Origin of the sequence: Streptacidiphilus jiangxiensis (assembly GCF_900109465.1) — a bacterium.
GTDB classification, from domain to species: Bacteria; Actinomycetota; Actinomycetes; order Streptomycetales; family Streptomycetaceae; genus Streptacidiphilus; species Streptacidiphilus jiangxiensis.
Genome location: NZ_FOAZ01000006.1, coordinates 112877 through 130648, shown reverse-complemented (window position 1 = coordinate 130648; position 17772 = coordinate 112877). Strand labels below are relative to the sequence as shown.

Annotated in this window: 14 protein-coding genes; 5 read left to right on the top strand and 9 right to left on the bottom strand. The window is 72.6% G+C overall.

Annotated elements, in window-relative coordinates; all coding sequences use genetic code 11:
• Positions 1-42: 42 nt before the first annotated feature.
• The 6 genes from BMY61_RS13790 to BMY61_RS13765 all read right to left on the bottom strand — a co-directional run bounded on the left by BMY61_RS13790 (position 43) and on the right by BMY61_RS13765 (position 6985).
• On the bottom strand, positions 43-942 hold the full coding sequence (locus tag BMY61_RS13790; protein WP_042447223.1) for a Rieske (2Fe-2S) protein: 900 nt from the start codon (positions 940-942) through the stop codon (positions 43-45).
• 44 nt (positions 943-986) lie between these two features.
• On the bottom strand, positions 987-1205 hold the full coding sequence (locus BMY61_RS13785; RefSeq protein WP_042447224.1) for a hypothetical protein: 219 nt from the start codon (positions 1203-1205) through the stop codon (positions 987-989).
• 312 nt (positions 1206-1517) lie between these two features.
• Positions 1518-3587 (bottom strand): beta-galactosidase, encoded by a 2070-nt coding sequence (locus tag BMY61_RS13780; protein ID WP_042447226.1) that lies wholly within the window; start codon positions 3585-3587, stop codon positions 1518-1520.
• Positions 3588-3665: 78 nt separating this feature from the next.
• Positions 3666-5009, bottom strand: coding sequence for an ABC transporter substrate-binding protein (locus BMY61_RS13775; RefSeq protein WP_042447507.1), 1344 nt, complete (start codon positions 5007-5009; stop codon positions 3666-3668).
• A gap of 107 nt (positions 5010-5116) precedes the next feature.
• Complete coding sequence (locus BMY61_RS13770; protein WP_042447228.1) at positions 5117-6073, bottom strand: carbohydrate ABC transporter permease; 957 nt, start codon at positions 6071-6073, stop codon at positions 5117-5119.
• 3 nt (positions 6074-6076) lie between these two features.
• The gene (locus BMY61_RS13765; RefSeq protein WP_042447229.1) at positions 6077-6985 is read right to left on the bottom strand and encodes a carbohydrate ABC transporter permease; all 909 of its coding nucleotides are present in this window, start codon (positions 6983-6985) and stop codon (positions 6077-6079) included.
• Between the two features lie 321 nt (positions 6986-7306).
• On the opposite strand from BMY61_RS13765, the gene BMY61_RS13760 reads away from it, so the two are divergent.
• The 3 genes from BMY61_RS13760 to BMY61_RS13750 all read left to right on the top strand — a co-directional run bounded on the left by BMY61_RS13760 (position 7307) and on the right by BMY61_RS13750 (position 11003).
• Entirely contained in the window at positions 7307-8293 is a 987-nt protein-coding gene (locus BMY61_RS13760; protein ID WP_042447230.1) for a LacI family DNA-binding transcriptional regulator, read from the top strand.
• Between the two features lie 250 nt (positions 8294-8543).
• Positions 8544-10493 carry a glycoside hydrolase gene (locus BMY61_RS13755; RefSeq protein ID WP_042447231.1) on the top strand — a complete coding sequence of 650 codons (1950 nt, stop codon included), beginning with the start codon at positions 8544-8546 and terminating at the stop codon, positions 10491-10493.
• Positions 10494-10604: 111 nt separating this feature from the next.
• Positions 10605-11003 carry a PPOX class F420-dependent oxidoreductase gene (locus BMY61_RS13750; RefSeq protein WP_236655999.1) on the top strand — a complete coding sequence of 133 codons (399 nt, stop codon included), beginning with the start codon at positions 10605-10607 and terminating at the stop codon, positions 11001-11003.
• Positions 11004-11044: 41 nt separating this feature from the next.
• Here the strand turns inward: BMY61_RS13750 and BMY61_RS13745 are convergent, their stop codons facing one another.
• The gene (locus tag BMY61_RS13745) at positions 11045-11623 is read right to left on the bottom strand and encodes a hypothetical protein (protein ID WP_042447233.1); all 579 of its coding nucleotides are present in this window, start codon (positions 11621-11623) and stop codon (positions 11045-11047) included.
• Between the two features lie 134 nt (positions 11624-11757).
• Between BMY61_RS13745 and BMY61_RS13740 the strand changes: the two genes are divergently transcribed.
• Positions 11758-12411 carry a Bax inhibitor-1/YccA family protein gene (locus BMY61_RS13740; protein ID WP_042447235.1) on the top strand — a complete coding sequence of 218 codons (654 nt, stop codon included), beginning with the start codon at positions 11758-11760 and terminating at the stop codon, positions 12409-12411.
• Between the two features lie 87 nt (positions 12412-12498).
• Here BMY61_RS13740 and phoU read toward each other — a convergent pair whose 3' ends face one another.
• Entirely contained in the window at positions 12499-13290 is a 792-nt protein-coding gene (gene phoU / locus BMY61_RS13735; protein WP_082014995.1) for a phosphate signaling complex protein PhoU, read from the bottom strand.
• 193 nt (positions 13291-13483) lie between these two features.
• Between phoU and BMY61_RS13730 the strand changes: the two genes are divergently transcribed.
• On the top strand, positions 13484-15556 hold the full coding sequence (locus BMY61_RS13730) for a SpoIIE family protein phosphatase (protein ID WP_042447237.1): 2073 nt from the start codon (positions 13484-13486) through the stop codon (positions 15554-15556).
• 16 nt (positions 15557-15572) lie between these two features.
• Here BMY61_RS13730 and BMY61_RS13725 read toward each other — a convergent pair whose 3' ends face one another.
• Entirely contained in the window at positions 15573-17642 is a 2070-nt protein-coding gene (locus BMY61_RS13725; RefSeq protein ID WP_042447238.1) for a SpoIIE family protein phosphatase, read from the bottom strand.
• Positions 17643-17772: the final 130 nt, after the last annotated feature.

The following is a 17772-nucleotide window of genomic DNA, read 5'->3' as shown; positions in this document are numbered from 1 at the left end:
CCGGACGGGCCGGGCGAGCCGGCCGGGGTCGACCCCGCGGGGTCATGCGTCCGGCAGCCTGACCTGGACCCGGCCGTCCACGGTCCGGGTGTCGAAGACCGGCTGTGGGGAGGTGGCGGGGCCCGACATCACCTCGCCGTCGCTGAGCCGGAAGGTGCTGCCGTGCCACGGGCAGGTCAGGCAGCCGTCGTGCAGGGTGCCCTCCGTCAGCGGGCCGGACAGGTGGCTGCAGCGCCCGGCCAGCACCCGCACCCGACCTTCGGGCTCGCGCACCACGACGAGTGGGACGTCGCCCAGTTCGCGCCGGACCGGCCGGCCGACCGGGAGATCCGCCGTGGTGCCGAGCCAGTGCCAGCCGTCCTCGACGAGCAGCGGAAGGTCCTCGGTCCGGTTGACGCCCACGCCCAGCCGGTAGGCCAGGTGGCCGCCGATGACGCCCCCGACCGTGGCGGCGGAGAGGCCGGCCCAGCCGAGCAGACGCCCGCGGAGCCGACCGCCCCGTAGCCGGGCCAGCAGCGAGGCGGAGTACAGGGCCACGGCGGTGGTGTTGCACAGCGCGTGGACCAGCCCGGCGCGCTGCTGCTCGGGCGGCTGCTCGGCCCAGTCGACCCACCCGGCCACGGCGCTCGGCCCGGCGCCGAGCAGCCCGAGCGCGATCAGGCCCGTCGCCGCCCGGCGCTCGCCGGGCACCAGGTCCAGGACGGCCGCGCTGGTCCATGACCCGATGGGGACCTGGACCAGGGCCGGGTGCAGCGGATGCCCGAGCCAGGTGCCGCGCAGAACGTCGCGCGCTCCGCCGAGCGGCACCGCGCGGATCGCGTCGCGGAGCGGCCCGGCCACCGTGTCGAGCGCTTCGAGCCGGCCGAGCCCGTCCAGCGCCCGGCGGACCGGTCGGCATTCGAGGACGGAGGCGGCCGTGGCGGTGAGGAGAGGGGTGTCCATGCCGCGCGGCTAACCGGCCCGGCACGGGATAAACCGCCCTGGCGTCACTCCTGGGTGAAATCCCTGAGCACGCGCTCGGCGGCCTCGGTCTCGGCTGCCGCGGGGGACAGCTCGTCCAGTGTGTCCAGATCCGTGTCGTCGACGAGTTCCTCCTCCCAGGCGCGGGCCAGCTGTGCCTGCTGCTCGCGCGTCAGCGCCAGCACCCTCTCCCGGCCCGCGGGGCCGAGGGCGGCGAGGAAGCGGGCGAGTTCGTCGTCGGGCATGTCGGCCTCTTCCAGGCAGGGGGGACGGTCACCCACAGGTGTTCCAGGCCGGGTCGTCCGGGCATGCGCGACCGGGCCGGTCTCACCCGGACGGCTCCACGCCGGACAACCCAGCCGCTGGCCGCCGGTGAGCGGAGGCGGGGGTCGGCGGCGCCGGTCGTCGCCGTCCGGCGTCCTCGTGCCGCGCTCGTCCGCTTCCACCCGTGCCCCGGCGGCCCCGCCGGGCCGCCGGCACACACCCGCCGACCGGACGGGTACGGCGAGGTGTGGACCGAGGCCCTGCGGGCCGACACGAGGGGGGGCGGTTGTCGGTCAGTCGGCGGCCCGGTGTGGGCGGCGCAGGACGGCCACGGCGCGCGGCGGCAGGACGAGGACGTCGGCGTCACGGCCCGGCTCGACGGTCGCGGCGAGCAGCTCGCCCTCGACCGACGGCAGCGGGACCGGGTCGGCGGTGCGATTGGTGAGGAACCAGAACTCCTCCTCCGCGGACTGGCGGATCGTCAGGTCGACGCGCCCGCAGGCCGCTTCGGGCAGCTCGCTGCCGACATCGGCGCCTGCCAGCAACTGGCCCAGGACTCCCGGCAGTTGCTCGGCACCGAGCCGGGTGGAGAGGTACGCCGCCGATCCGGTGCCGACGGTGCGGCGGGTCAGCGCGGGGCGGCCGGCCTGGGGGCCGTCGGTGTAACGGGCGAGGGTCAGCACGTCGGTGGCGGTCACGGTGACGGCGTCGGTCCACAGCGTGGCCCGGTTCCCGTCGTCGAGCCCGACCTCGGCGCCCTCGGGCAGCGGGGCGAACTCCTCGACCCGGATGCCGAGCAGGTCCCGCAGGGCGCCCGGGTGGCCGCCCAGGTGCACATGGTCGTTCTCGTCCACGATGCCGGAGAAGTAGGTGGTGACCAGGTGGCCGCCCGCTTCGACGAAGCCCCGCAGCCGGTCGGCGAGAGCGGTCGGCACGACATGCAGGACCGGGGCGACCAGCACGTCGTAGCCGGAGAAGTCGGCGCGCGTGGGCACGACGTCCGCCCGCACGCCGAGCGCGAGGAACGCCGAGTACCAGTCCAGCGCCTCCTGGCGGTAGCGCAGCAGCGCGGTGGGGTGCGAGTCGTGCTCGGCGGTCCACCACGAGTCCCAGTCGAAGACGATCGCGGCGCGGGCGGGCCTGCGCGTGGTCCCCGCGACGGGAGCGAGCGCGGCCAGCGTGCGGCCGAGGGCCGTGACCGCGCGGAAGACCTCGCTGTCGGGCCCGGCGTGCGGCACCATCGCGGAGTGGTACTTCTCCGCACCGGCCGCGGACTGGCGCCACTGGAAGAAGGCGACGGTGTCGGCCCCGTGGCCGACGTGCAGCAGTGAGTCCCGCGCCAGCTCGCCCGGCAGCTTGGCCTGGTTGACGTGCTGCCAGTTGACCGCGCTGGTGGAGTGCTCCATCAGGTACCAGGGGCGGTGGCCGGCGATGCCGCTGACCAGGTTCGCGGAGAACGACAGCTCGTCCAGGCCCTGCGGACCGGGGTGGACGTAGTGGTCGTTGGAGACGAAGTCGACGTCGTCGGCCCAGCTCGCGTAGTCCATGCCCCTGGTCTCGCCCATCACCATGAAGTTGGTGGTGACCGGCACGTCAGGGGTGATCCGCGTCAGCACCTCGCGCTCGGCGCGCAGGTGGTCGCGCAGGGCGTCGGAGGAGAAGCGCTTGAAGTCCAGCTGCTGGGTCGGGTTGGGGTGGGAGGCGGCCAGCCGGGGCGGCAGCAGCTGCTCCCAGTCGCTGTAGTGCTGGGACCAGAAGGCGGTGCCCCAGGCGTGGTTGAGGGCGTCCAGGGTGCCGTAGCGGGCGCGCAGCCAGACCCGGAAGGCGCGGGCGGCGTCGTCGGAGTAGTCGTACACGTTGTGGCAGCCCAGCTCGTTGCTGACGTGCCAGGCCGCCAGCGCCGGGTGGTTCGCGTAGCGGGTGGCCAACGCCTGGACCAGTCGCAGCGCGTGGGTGCGGAAGACGGGGGAGGTGGGCCGCCAGTGCTGTCGCGCGCCCGGCCACAGCGTCTCCCCGGTGCGGGTGACGGGGAGGATCTCCGGGTGCAGGGTGGTCAGCCACGGCGGCGGCGAGGCGGTGGCGGTGGCCAGGTCGACGGCGACCCCGCCCGCGTGGAGCAGGTCCATGATCTCGTCGAGCCAGTCGAAGTCCCAGCTGTCGGCCGTGGGCTGGAGGCGGGCCCAGGAGAAGATGGCGAGCGAGACGATGTTCACGCCCGCCTCGCGCATCAGCCGGATGTCGTCCTTCCACACCTCGCGCGGCCACTGCTCCGGGTTGTAGTCGGCGCCGTAGCCCAGCCGCGGGGAGCGGTCGTCCGAGGGCCAGCGGATCCAGCGGTGGGCGGGGGAGGGGTTCGCGGTCATGGTGATCCCTTCGGAGGCGCGGGGCGGCGGCGCGCACGAACCGTGCGCGCCGCTGCCAAGAATGCGGAGGACGGGCCGTCAGCCGGTGGTGAATCCCTGCTGGCTGCCGTACTTGACCGAGGCGTCCTGCCAGGCCTGCAACCCCTGGGTGAGGGTGGTGGAGGAGACGTACGCCTTGCCGACCGTGTCGTTGAAGATCGAGTTGGCGTAGACCTGGAACGGCAGGTACTGCCAGCCCTTGACGACGTTCTTGGCCGACTGCGCGAAGATCTGGTTGGCCTTCTGGCCGCCGAAGTACGGGAAGGCGGTGTTCAGGAAGGCCGAGGAGTTCAGGTCCGCCGTGGTCGCGGGGAACGCGCCGCCCTTGATCCGGTCCTGCACGCCGGCGCCCGCGTTCGCGAACTGGAGGAACCCGTAGGCGAGGTCCTGGTTGGCGCTCGCCTTCATCACCGCCAGCGAGCTGCCGCCGTTCTCCGCGCTCGCGTTCTGCCCGGCCTGCCACTGCGGCAGCGGTGCCACGCGCCAGTCGCCGGAGGCGCCGGGCACACCGGAGACGAAGTTGGCGGGCATCCACGCGCCGGAGGCCAGGGTGGCGATGGTGCCATCGCCCAGACCCTTGTACCACTGGTCGGACCAGGAGTTGACCGGGGCGACGAGCTTGGCCGAGACCAACTGCTGCCAGGTGCTCGTGAACGCGGTGCTGCCCGCGTCGGTGAAGTCGACGGAGACCTTGGTGCCGTCGACCTTGTAGGGGTGGCCGCCCGCCTGCCAGATCAGGCTGGTGGTGAAGCCGGCGTCGCCGGTGTCGTTGGTGATGTACGCGTTCGGGTCGGCCGCGTGCAGCTTCTTCGCGTCGTCGAGGTACTGCGCCCAGGTCGTCGGGACGGTCAGCCCGTACTTGTCGAAGACCTTCTTGTTGTAGAACAGCGCCATGGGACCGGAGTCCATCGGCAGCGCGTACACGCCGCCGCCGATGTTCACCGAGCTCCACGGGCCCGGGGAGTAGCTGCTCGACAGCGAGGCGGCGCCGAACCCGCTGAGGTCCTGCACGGACTTGCCGAGCGCGAACTGACCGAGCGCGTAGTACTCGATCTGCGCCACGTCCGGCCCGCCGTTGCCCGCCTGGACGGCGTTCTGCAGCGCGGTGTACTGCTTGTCGCCGGTGCCGGCGTTGACCAGGTTGACGTGCACCTTCGGGTACTTGGCCTCGAAGTCGGTGACGACCTGCTTGAGGGTCGGCTCCCAGGCCCAGACGGTGATGGTGCCGCCCTTGGCCAGGGCCGCCTGGACGGCGGAGGCCGAGGACGCGGTGTTCGCGGAGCCGGATCCGGTGGTGCTGGAGGAGGCGCAGGCGGTCAGGCTCAGCGCCGCGGCGCACAGCAGTCCGATGCCTCTGACGGCGTGACGGGCGGGGACTCTCAAGGCGTTCACTCCGTTGTGCTCAGTGCGGATGGGCAGGACGGGCAAAATGGGCAGGGTGGTGCGGCCCCGCGGCCGAGTCGGTCGGCCGGGGGAGTGTGGGGTGGGGGTCACTCCTTGACGCTGCCTGCGGCCAACCCCGACTGCCAGAAGCGCTGGAGCAGCAGGAAGGCGGCGACGAGCGGCACGATGGTCAGCAGTGAGCCGGTGATGACGAGGTTGAAGACCGGCTGCCCGCCGGCGGTCGCGGCCTGGTCGTTCCAGGCGTTGAGGCCCAGGGTCAGCGGGTACCAGTTCGGGTCCTTGATCATGATCAGCGGCAGGAAGTAGTTGTTCCAGGTCGCGACCACGGTGAAGAGCAGCACCGTCACGATGCCGGGTGCGAGAAGCGGCAGGGCGATGCGGAAGAAGGTGCGCACCTCGCCCGAGCCGTCGACCCGGGCGGCTTCCAGCAGTTCGGTGGGCACGGCCTCGGCGGCGAAGACCCACATCAGGTAGAGGCCGAACGGCGACACCAGCGAGGGGATGATCACGGCCCAGGGGGTGTTGGTCAGCCCCATCTTGCTGAACATCAGGAAGGTGGGCACCGCGAGCGCCGTGGCGGGCACGGCGACGGCGCCGATCACGACCGCGAAGACGGCCTTCTTGCCGCGGAAGTCGAACTTGGCGAGCCCGTACCCGGCCAGGACGGCCAGCAGGGTGGCACCCCCCGCGCCGAGGACGACGTAGAGGAGGGTGTTGAGCAGCCAGCGCAGGAAGACGTGGTGGTCGTAGCTCAGGGTCTGGGAGATGTTGTCCCACAGCGCGAAGTGCCCGCTGAACCAGAGCCCGGGGGAGCCGAGCAGATCGGCCTGCGTCTTGGTGGCGCTGACGACCAGCCAGGCGAGCGGCACCAGGGTGTAGAGCACCACCAGGCCCGACAGGGCGGTCAGGGCCTTGCTGCGGCGCGGCCGGTCGACGGAGTGGGCCCGACGGCGGGGCCGGGGCGAGGGCGTGCGCAGGCGCGCGGTCCGGGTGGGGCGTCCGCTCTTGTCGGGACGGGCGGGGGCGGGCGTCGTGGTGGTCATCGCTCAGGCCTCCTTTCGCATGCCGCGCAGCTGGAAGGCGTAGGCGACGACCATGGTGACCAGGCCCATGATGATCGCGACCGTGGCGGCGTAGTCCTCCTGCTGGCCGGAGAAGGCCAGCGAGTAGGTGTAGAGGTTGGGGGTGTAGGAGGTGCTCACCGAGTCGGGCACCAGGGGCCGCAGGATGCTCGGCTCGTTGAACAGCTGGAAGCTGCCGATGATGGAGAAGATCGTCGCGATCACCAGCGCGCCCCGGATCGCGGGGAGTTTGATCGCGCCGACGATCCGCCACTGGCCGGCGCCGTCGATCGCCGCGGCCTCGTAGAGGGAGTGCGGGATCACCCGTAGCGCGGAGTAGAAGATCAGCATGTTGTAGCCGATGAACTCCCAGGTGACGATGTTGCCGATGCCCGCGAGGATCAGGTGCGGCGAGAGCGGGTCCGGCAGGGTGATGCCGAAGGTGTGGTCGAGGTCGGCGACCAGGCCGAACCTGGTGCCGTACATGAAGCCCCACATGAGCGTGGCGACGACCGCGGGGACGGCGTAGGGCAGGAACACGGTGATGCGGAAGAAGTCGCGCCCGTACAGTCGGCCGCTGTCCAGGGCCAGGGCCACCAGCAGGGCGATGCCGAGCATGATCGGAACCTGGACCAGCAGGAACAGCCCGACCCGGCCCAGCCCCTCCCAGAACTGCGGATCACCCAGCGCCTGGCGGTAGTTGTCGATCCCGACGAAGGTGGTGCCACCGATCAGGCGGTCCTGGAAGAGGCTCAGGTAGATCGAGTAGGCGATGGGTGCGAGGAAGACCAGGGCGAAGACGGCCAGGAACGGTGCGGTGAACCCGAGGCCGATCCAGCCACGTCCGGAGCGGCGGGTGGTTCGGGATCGGGCGGGTGGCAGGGCAACCGTCATGGTCTTCCTTCGTGGTCGGACAGTCCGGGGCGGCGGCGCTCTCGGCGCGACGCATGTTTACGTAAACATTCCTGCGCAGGCGAACGGCGACGACCTGGATGTTTACGTAAACATCGCGTAACCTGATGCTGACATCGGGATCCAAAAGGAGTCAAGAGCTCCCTTCGATCCGGTTGGATCGGGACGTTTGGATCGGACCACGCGCCGGACGGGCGCGGTCCTGTGGGAGGAGCGAGGAGCGCCGTGGAGGACAGGGCCGGGGTCGGGACGGCAGCGAGCGGAGCCGAGGGGCCCGCGCCGCGCCGGCGCCGTGGCGCGTCGATGGCGGACGTCGCGCGGCTGGCGGGCGTCTCCTCGCAGACCGTCTCCCGGGTCTCCAACGGCAGTCCGGGCGTCATCGAGGAGACCCGGACGCGCGTGCTCGCCGCCATGCGGGAGTTGGGCTACCGGCCCAACAGCGCCGCCCGCGCCCTCAAGCACGGCGAGTTCCGCACCCTCGGCGTCATCCTGTTCAACCTTTCCACCACCGGCAACGTGCGCACGCTGGAGGCCATCGCCGACTCCGCCGCCCGGGAGGGCTACGCGATCACGCTGATGCCCGTCGCCGTGCCCACGCAGACGGACGTGCGCGGCGCCTTCACCCGCCTCGGCGAGCTCGCGGTCGACGGCATCATCGTCATCATGGAGGTCCACCTGCTGGACACCTCCACGATCTCGCTCCCGCCGCACGTCCAGGTCGTCGTGGTGGACTCCGACGCAGGCGACCGCTACACCGTCGTCGACACCGACCAGCGCGGGGGAGCCCGGGCCGCCGTCGACCACCTGCTCGAACTCGGCCACCGCACCGTCTGGCACCTGGCCGGTCCGCCCGACTCCTTCGCCGCCCAGCGTCGCACCGAGGCCTGGCTCGCCGCGCTGCGCGAGGCCGGGCGCACCGTCCCTCCGCTGCTGTTCGGCGACTGGTCGGCCGAGTCCGGCTACAAGGCGGGCAAGCTGGTGCCGGACGACTGCACCGCGGTCTTCGCCGCGAACGACCAGATGGCGCTCGGGCTGCTGCGCGCCCTGCACGAGCGCGGGCGGCGCGTGCCGCAGGACATCAGCGTCGTCGGGTTCGACGACATCCCCGAGTCGGCGTCCTTCATCCCGCCACTGACCACCGTGCACCAGGACTTCGCCGAGGTGGGGCGCCGCTGTGTGGACGGCGTGCTGGGGCAGATCCGCAACCAGTCGGCCGGGCCCGGCACCGCGCTGGTGCCCACCCGTCTGGTCCGGCGGTCCAGCACCGCGCCCGCGCCGAGCGCGGGTTGACGGATCGTCGGCGGATCGTCCGCCACTCTTGACTTCCTCCGGACAACGGGCTCAGACTCGCTGACCGGGCCCGGATGTTTGCGCAAACATGATCCCCGGGCCGGACGCCGCGGACGGCCGATCCGCCGGTGCACCACGTCATCTGACGGCGAGTCCGGCAGCCCGCGCGGACGTACCGCACCACAGGACTCCTCGACCGCAGCCGCGGCACGGTCGGCTCGCCGCTCCGTCCCCACCCGACAGGAGCCCCATGTTCCGTGCGATACGCGCGGCCCGCCCCGCGGCCCGGCCGCGCCGAGCCGTTCGAACCGTCCTCGCGCTGGGCGCGGCCCTCGCCACCACGCTGCTCCCCGCCGTCAGCCCCGACTCCGCCACCGCCGCGACCGGGGCGGCCCAGGCCACCGGGACGGCGCAGATCACCGGCGCCGCCCAGACCGTCAGCGGCTTCGGCGCCGCCGGCGCCTGGTGGACCGACGACCTCGCCAACTTCTCCGCCACCGCCCGGACCCAGGCCGCCGACCTGCTCTTCACCAGTTCCGGCATCCAGCTCAGCCAGTACCGGTACAACATCGGCGGAGGCGGCACCGGCGTCTCGGTGCCCGCGCGCGCCCCGCAGACGTTCCTGACCTCCTCCGGGACCTACGACTGGACCAGGGATCCCGGCGGCCGGGCGTTCCTCTCCCTCGCCGCCGCCGACGGAGTCCCGGACCTCATCGGTTTCGTCAACAGCGCCCCGGCCGCCTGGACCACCGACGGCAAGAGCTGCGGCGGCTCGATCAACACCGCCCAGGACGCCGCCTACGGCGGTTACCTCGCCACGATCGCCGCCCACTTCGCCGCCCAGGGGGTGACGTTCGACCAGATCAGTCCCATGAACGAACCGGACGACTCGTTCAGCTCCTGCGGACAGGAGGGCATGTCCGTCGCGCCCTCGGCCCGCGCCGGCGTCATCGACGCGGTCGGCTCCGCGCTCAGGAGCGCCGGGCTGTCCACCACCGTCATCGCGGACGAGTCCAGCCAGACCACCCAGCTCACCTCCGAGGCACCCACCTGGCTCGCCGACGCCTCCGCGCCCGGCTACGTCAGCGCCGTCGCCCACCACACCTACAACTTCCCCTCCGGCAGCCAGTTGGAGCAGGTCGGCGCGCTCGGCGCCACCAGCGGCAAGCCCGTGTGGGCCACCGAGATCTGCTGCCAGGTCAGCGGCGGCGGTTACGGCCAGCAGTACGACCCGACCATCACCGGCGCGCTGACGCTGGCCAACTCGGTCTACGACGACCTGGCCTACGGCAACGACAGCGCCTTCCAGTGGTGGACCGCGCTCTCCTCCGAGCTCGGCTGCGACCCCACGACGAGCAGCAGTTGCGCCACCACCGTGAACTCCGGTGGGTGGAACGACGGCCTGGTCTACTACGACCCGAACTACGCGACCGACGGCAACCAGACCCTCTATCCGACCAAGCGCTTCTACGCGCTCGGCCAGTACAGCAAGTACGTGCGCCCGGGCGCCGTCCGCTACGCCGTGGCCGGCTCCCCGAGCGGCGTGCAGACCCTCGCCTTCTGGCAGAACAACGCCTGGACGGTCGTCGCCACCAACACCAACAGCTCCGCCACCACGCTCACGCTCAACGCCGGCAGCGGCACGCTCACGTCGACCGCGAGCATCCGCACCAGCGCGACGGAGAACCTCGCCCCCGTCGCCGCCCCCGGCGTCTCCGGCTCCACGCTCACCGCGACGCTGCCCGCCCGGAGCGTCACCACCTACGTCCTGGCGAGCGCCGGGCAGCCGGGCAGCGCCGCCCCGACCGGCCAGACACTGACCGGTGTCCAGTCCGGCCGCTGCCTCGACGTCCCGGGCGCCGCCACCACCAACGGCACGCAGTGGGAGCTCTACGACTGCAACGGCGGCAGCAACCAGCACCTGACCCTGACCGCCTCCGGCGCCGTCACCGTCTACAGCGGCAGCAGCCTCAAGTGCCTCGACGGCTACCAGGGCGGCACCGCGCCCGGCACCGTCGTCGACATCTGGACCTGCAACGGCGGCGCGGGCCAGACCTGGGTGCTGCACCCGGACGGCAGCCTAACCAACGCGGCCTCCGGCCTCTGCCTCGACGCCTACGGCCAGGGCACCGGCAACGGCACCAGGATCGACGAGTGGACCTGCAACGGCGGCGGCAACCAGCAGTGGACCCTGGGCTGACCGCACCACCCGCCGGGGCGGGCGTGGTGAACCCCGCACGCTCGCCCCGCCGGATCCGTCACCGGCCGTCGGCTGCGCCGCGGCCGCCCGGCGAGGCGGTACGGTCTGCGCGTGACCGCACTCGATCCCGCCACCCTGGACGCGCTGACCCGCGCGCGTTACGTCAGCCTCACCACCTACCGCAAGGACGGCACACCCGTCGCGACGCCCGTCTGGCACGTCATCGACGACGGACACCTGTACGTGTGGACCGAGGCCGACTCCTGGAAGGTCAAGCGCCTGCGCCGCGACGCGCGGGTCAAGGTGGTGGCCTGCGACGTCCGCGGCCGGATCGCCCCGGGCGCGGCCGAGGCCGAGGGCACCGGCCGCGTCCTGGACGACGCGGGGCGGGAGAAGGTGCGTCGCCTGCTGGGCCGCAAGTACCTGATGGCGCGGCTGGGCGACTGGTGGGCCGAACTGAGCGGCCGTCGCCGCAGGCGCCCGATCGCCGCGCTGGAGATCACCTTCTGACGGGAGCCGCTTCCTGGCGGGGAGCCCCTGCCGGACCCCGGCTACTCGGCGGGCACCACGGGCTCGGGCTCCTGCCCGGGCTCCTGCCCGGGCTCGGGCTCGGGGGAGTGGAGCTGCCGCATCAGGGGTCGGGCCAGCCGGTGGAGGGTCGGGGGCTCGGTGTGGACGTGCCACCACTGGCACCGGCCCGACCACGCCAGCGGGCTGTCCGGTGGGACGGCCACGTCGAAGGCGAGCTGCAGGATCTCGCTGCCGTCGGCGCTCTCGTACGTCGCGGTGCCGACGCACTGGGCCCGCCACTGCGCCAGGCCCAGGTGTTCGTCGCAGAGCCAGTCGAGGGTGTGTGCCACGGTCTCGGTCGGACGGACCCAGGCGACCGGCAGGGCCCAGATGTCGTCGTGGCGATGGTCGAGCAGCAGGACGACCCGGTCCTCGGTGTCGGGACGGATCACGGCGACGACCTGGAACTGAGTGATCCCGGCGCGCCGGGCGTCGTCGATCAGCCGTTGGGGGTCGCGGGGGGTGCCGGTACTGCCGGGATCGACGGGATCGGTGGCGTCGAGGGCGGAGGTGCCGAGGTCGGAGATGTCGGGGCGCTGTCCGTGCATGGCCGTGGTCACCCCCTCAGGATGACGTGCGAGGGGTGGCCGGACGGGCTTGACTGGGCCGAACGCGTCATACGCGGCTCCCGCGGACGTGGCAGGGCATGCTGGGGCAGAGCCTTGATTTTCGAACAGGCGGGTACAGGAGGAGCATGTACGACACGACAACGACGGCACGCCGGGGCTACGGGATCTCGGCGAACACGCTGTTCGCGCGCACCATGACCTACGTCGCCGCCACGGCCGGCCTGTTCGCCCTCGGCGCCTACGTCGGCCGCAACATCAACCACGGTGCCGGCTTCATCGCCTTCATCGGGGCCTTCGCGTGCCTGATCGGCATGCGCTTCACCGCCGCCCGTTCCCGCGAGGCGACGGTGGCGCTGCTCGGCGCGTTCGGTCTGCTGATGGGCGTGGCCATGTCGCCGACGCTGGTCTACTACGCCACGGCGGACCCGCAGGCGCTGTGGCAGGCGGGCGGCGCGACCGCGCTGTTCGTCGCCGCTCTCGGTTCGGCCGGCTACGCGACCAACCGGGACCTGTCCGGCGTGGCCCGGGTGAGTTTCTGGGCGCTGCTGGGGCTGCTGCTCTTCGGCGTCGTGGCGATCTTCGTGCGGATCCCGCACGCGTCGCTGATCTACAGCGTGCTGGGGCTGGTGATCTTCGCCGGGTTCGTCCTGGTGGACTTCCAGCGCCTGCGGCGCTCGCAGAACATCGAGTCGGCGCCGCTGCTGGCCGCGTCGATCTTCCTGGACGTGCTCAACGTGTTCTTGTTCTTCCTGAACATCTTCGGCGGCCGACGCGACTGAACGTCCGGCTCCTCCGACTGGACGGGCGCGAAGGCCCGGTCCGCCGCAGGCGGGCCGGGCCTCGTCACGTGGGGGTGCGGCAGCCGGTCAGGCGCGGCGTCTGGGCCAGCTCCAGGCACGGCGGCGCGGTCGATCGCCCGCTGGGGGGTCGCTCGGCGCCGCGTGCCTCGGACTGGCGCCCGGGTCTTCCGTGTCTGCGAAGTCCCAGCTGGACAGCGGCTCGATGGAGGTGAGCGCGGTCGTGCCGCCCGCCGCGGCAAGGACGGAGATTCGACCGGCCGCGGTCACCGCGTGGTCGGCGAAGCGTTCGTAGAAGCGACCGGCCAGGGTCACGTCGACCGCCGTCTCCACACCGTGGTTCCAGTTCCGGTCGATCAGGTGCTGGAACAGGACCCGGTGCAGGTCGTCCATGATGTCGTCCTCGGCCTCCAGCCGTGCGGCCTCCTTGGCGTCCTGAGTGATGATCACGTCGGCGGCCTTGGCCATCAGGCGCTGGGCGAGCTGCCCCATGTCGAGCACCGTGGAGTGCAGGTCGTCCGGGACCACCGCGTCGGGGTAGCGCAGCCGGGCCAGCTTGGCCACGTGCTGGGCGAGGTCACCGGCCCGCTCCAGGCTGGAGCTGACGCGCAGGGCGGTCACCACCGTCCGCAGCTCCTCGCCCACCGGCTGCCGCTGCTCCAGCACCGCGATGGCCCGTTCCTCCACCTGGCGCTGCAGCAGGTCGAGCGCCTCGTCCGCCGCGATCACGCTCTCCGCGAGCTGCAGGTCGGCATCGAGCAGCGCGGTGGTGGCCCGCCCCATGGCCGACCCGGCCAGCCGTGCCATGCGGACCAGCCCCTCGTTGATCTCGGCAAGCTCCTCGTGGGCCGCTGCGCCCATCGCATTCCCTCCTGGGTGGGTCGGACGCGAGACCCGCACCCCGCGTCCCTCCATCATCGCTGATCGGATCCATGATCCCGGAGGCGGCCGGCCCCGACCGCGCCAGGGTCCTCGGGTGATCGCCGCAGCGGTCGTGCGGCGCCCGGCGAGGGAGGAGATCATGGGGGAGAACCCCCGGCCGGAGGCGGCACGTATGAGCAGTGGACGTTCGCAGGGTGCCCCGGGGCGAGCCGCGGGGCCGGTGCCGCCGGGCGCGCTGCTGGACCTGCTGCACGTGGCGGCGGTCGTGCTCGACACCAGCGGGCGGATCATCTTCTGGAGCCCGCAGGCCGAGGAGGTCTTCGGCTACACCACCGACGAGGCGCTCGGTCGGTACGCCGGCCGGCTCCTCGTGCACGAGGAGCACCGGGGACTGGTCGCCGACCTGTTCGCCGAGGTCATGGCCACGGGCTCGTCGTGGGCGGGGGCGTTCCCGGTGCGACACAAGGACGGCAGCGCACCCCTGGTCGAGTTCCGCAACATGCGACTGACCAACGAGCGCGGTGAGGTCTTCGCCCTCGGCATCGCGGTCGACCACGACACCCTCCGGCGGGTCGAGACCGACCTGGCCCTCTCGCAGCGCCTGGTGAGCCAGGCACCCATCGGCCTGGCGCTGATGAACACCGACCTGCGCTACGTCATGGTGAACCCCGCGCTGGAGCGCATCAACGGACTCCCCGCCGCCGAGCACATCGGCCGCAGGACCCAGGACATCGTGCCCCACCTCGACACCACGACCATCGAGTCCGGGCTGCGGCACGTCCTGCTCACCGGAACGCCGCTGCTCGACCAGTACATCGTCGGCCGCACCCCGGCGGACCCGGACCACGACCACGCCTGGTCGGTGTCCACCTACCGCCTGGACGATCCCGGCGGCCGGGTGATCGGTGTGGCGATCTCGGTGATCGACGTCAGTGAGCGTCATCGGGCGGGGATCGAGGCGGACCGGGCCCGCCGCCGCCTCGACCTGATCGCGAAGGCGTCCGCCCGCGTCGGCACCACGCTCGAGGTGGCCCAGACCGCCCAGGAGCTCGCCGACGCCGCCGTCCCCGACCTCGCCGACCTGGCGGCGGTCGACATCCTCGACGCGGTCCTGGAGTACCGGACCTCCCGCCCGGCGGACGAGAACGGCCCGGAACTGTTCCGCGCGCTCGCGCTCGCCTCCGCCTACCCGACCGACGCCGCCACCGCGGCCGACACCGTCGGCGAGCCGGCCGCCTACAGCGCCGATCGCCTGATCACCCGCTGCGTGCGTGCAGGGCGGCCCATCCTGGTCAGTCACGCGGGCCCCGAGGACCTGCTCCGTATCGCCCGGGACAGCGAGGCCGCCGCCCAGCTCCAGGCCGCCGGGGCCCACTCCTACCTGGCCGTCCCTCTGATCGCCCGCAACGAGGTCCTGGGCGCCTTCGACATGCTGCGGGCCCGCAACCCGCTGCCGTTCGACGCCGACGACGTCCTCCTGGCCGGCGAGCTCGCCGCCCGGGCCGCCGTCGCCATCGACAACGCCCGCTGGCACCAGAGCGTCCGCAACGTCGCCGAGACCCTGCAACGAAGCCTGCTGCCGGAGGCCCCGCCCGACCTGGCCGGCCTGGAGGTCGCGGCCCACTACCAGCCGGCCCAGGCCGCGCACCAGGTCGGCGGCGACTGGTACGACATCATCCCGCTGCCGGGCGACCGGACCGCGCTGGTCGTCGGGGACGTCATGGGCAACGGCATCGACGCCGCCGCGACCATGGGGCGCCTGCGCACCGCCACCTGCGCCTTCGCCGATCTCGACCTTGAACCGGACGAGGTGCTCACCCACCTCGACAAGATCACCGGCGGGTTGGAGCGCTACATCGCCACCTGCCTGTACGCCGTCTACAACCCGCACCACCACCGCTGCCGCATCGCCAACGCCGGCCACCTGCCCCCGGCCCTCGCTCCCGCCGACCGCCCGCCGGAGCTGGTCGACCTGCCCACCGGGGTGCCGCTCGGCGTCGGCGGCGTCCCGTTCCGGACCATCGCGTTCGATCTCCACCCGGGCGACCGGCTGGTGATGTTCACCGACGGGCTCGTGGAGACCCGGCACGACCCGATCGACGCCCGCCTCGCCGCCCTGCTGCGCGCTCTCGACATGCCGCGGGTGCCGCTTGCCGAGGCGTGCCCCCGTCTGGTGAGCGCCCTGCGGCAGCCGGACGACCACGACGACGTCGCGCTCCTGATCGCCCAGGCCGGTCGCACCTGAGCACCGGCCCAGCCGCTCAGGGCGCGGCCCGGGAGAGCGCCTGCGCGGTCCAGATGGTCTTGCCGGTCGGGTGGTGGCGGGTGCCCCACCGTTGGGTGAGCTGGGCCACCAGCAGCAGGCCACGGCCGCCCTCGTCGAAGGTCCGGGCCCGCCGCATGTGCGGGGCGGTCGAGTTCCCGTCGGAGACCTCGCAGATGAGGGCCTCGTCGTGGATCAGCCGGAGCTGGACGGGCGGGAGTCCGTAGCGGATGGCGTTGGTCACCAGCTCGCTGACGACCAGTTCGGTCACGAAGGCGGCCTCGTCCAGGCCCCAGGCGGTCAGCTGCTCGGCGGCCAGCCGGCGGGCGGTCGCCACGTGCGCGGGATCCGACGGCAGGTCCCAGGTCGCGACGCGCTCGGCCGGCAGGGCCCGGGTCCGGACGAGCAGCAGGGCCACGTCGTCGACCGAGCTGCCGGTGTGGAGCTCCTCCAGGACGCGGTCGCAGGCCGACTCCAGCGACGGGGCCGGAGCGGCCAGCACCCGGCACAACTCGGCGACGCCCTCGTCGACGTCGCGCCGTCCGGACTCCACCAGGCCGTCGGAGAACAGCGCGAGCAGGCTGCCCTCGGGCAGTTCGAGCTCGGTGGCCTCGAAGGGCAGGCCGCCGATGCCCAGCACCGGACCGGCGTTGATCGCCGGCAGCTCGGTGGTGCCGTCCGGCAGCACGATCACGGGTGACGGGTGCCCGGCGCTCGCGAAGGTGCACCGGCGGCTGACCGGGTCGTAGACCGCGTACAGGCAGGTGGCGCAGATCTCCGCGCTGTTCTCGTCCTCGCTCCCGAGGCGGAGCACCAGGTCGTCGAGGTGGGCGAGCAGCTCGTCGGGGGGCAGGTCGACGTCGGCCAGGGTCCGCACCGCGGTGCGCAGCCGTCCCATGGCCGCCGAGGCGTGCAGGCCGTGCCCCACCACGTCACCCACGACGACGGCGACCCTCGCCCCGGAGAGCGGGATCACGTCGAACCAGTCGCCGCCGATCCCGGCCCGGGAGTCGGCGGGCAGGTAGCGCGAGGCGGTCTCCACGGCGGAGTAGCGGGACGGGCCGTGCGGGAGCAGGCTCTCCTGCAGCGCGAGGGCGGTGGCGCGCTCGTGGGTGTAGCGGCGGGCGTTGTCCACCGACAGGGCGGCCCGTCCGCCCACCTCCTTGGCGAGGGTGAGGTCGTCGATGGTGAACCTGTCCGGACGGGAGCGGAAGAGCACCACCACACCCAGCGTGGTCCCGCGGGCGATCAGTGGAACCGCCAGCACGGACGAGGAGCCGAACTCGCGGGCCCTGGCCGCTCTGGCCGGCACCCCGCCGATCCACCGGTCGAAGTCGCGTTCGCCCGTCGCGCTCAGCACCGGCCTGCCGGTGCGCAGCGCGCGGGCGGGCGGGGAGTACGGCGGGTACTCGTCGGCCGCTCCCAGGGTGATCGCCGCCTGCGGATTGCCCTCGATCGCGGACAGGTGCGCGACCCGGCGCAGCGCGAGGCTGCCGTTGGTGAGACCCGGGGGAGGCTCCTCGCCGCGCAGCACCTCCTCCAGCAGGTCGACGCTGGCGAAGTCGGCGAACATCGGGACGGCGAGCTGGGTGAGCTCCTCCGCGGTGCGGGTCACGTCGAGCGTGGTCCCGACCCGGACCGCCGCGCGGTCCAGGACGGCCAGGCGCTGCCTGGCCCAGTGCTGCTCACTGCTGTCGAACGCGGCGAGGGCCACCGCGCAGAGCCTGCCCTGCGGGTCGCGGACCGGCCACATCTCCAGGCTCCAGGCGTGCTCACGGAGGCCGGAGGGCGCGCGGGTGTGGCTCTGGTACCGGATCGGCTGCCCGGTCCGGGCGACCTCCCGCAAGGACCGCAGGAAGCCAAGACTGGTGTCGTCCTCGGGGACCGTGTCCAGGTAGAAGCGCCCGCGCAGCGCGTCCTCCGGGATGCCCATGACCTCGCTCGCGGTGTCGTTGAGCCGGAGGTAGGACTGCGTGAGGTCGAACACGGACAGGGAGACCGACGCCTGGCGGAACGCCCATTCCACCAGGAGCCTGTCGTCTCCGTCGTCGTCGCGCTCGCGCGCCATGAGACCAGCCTGAACCCTGCCGGTGACCGCCTCAACCGGGTGCGCCGCACGGGCCGCCCCTGCGGGACGGCAGGCGGCCGCGCTCGTGGCCGTGTCCCGGGAGGAACGTCCTGGCGAATCGAGTCGCCGG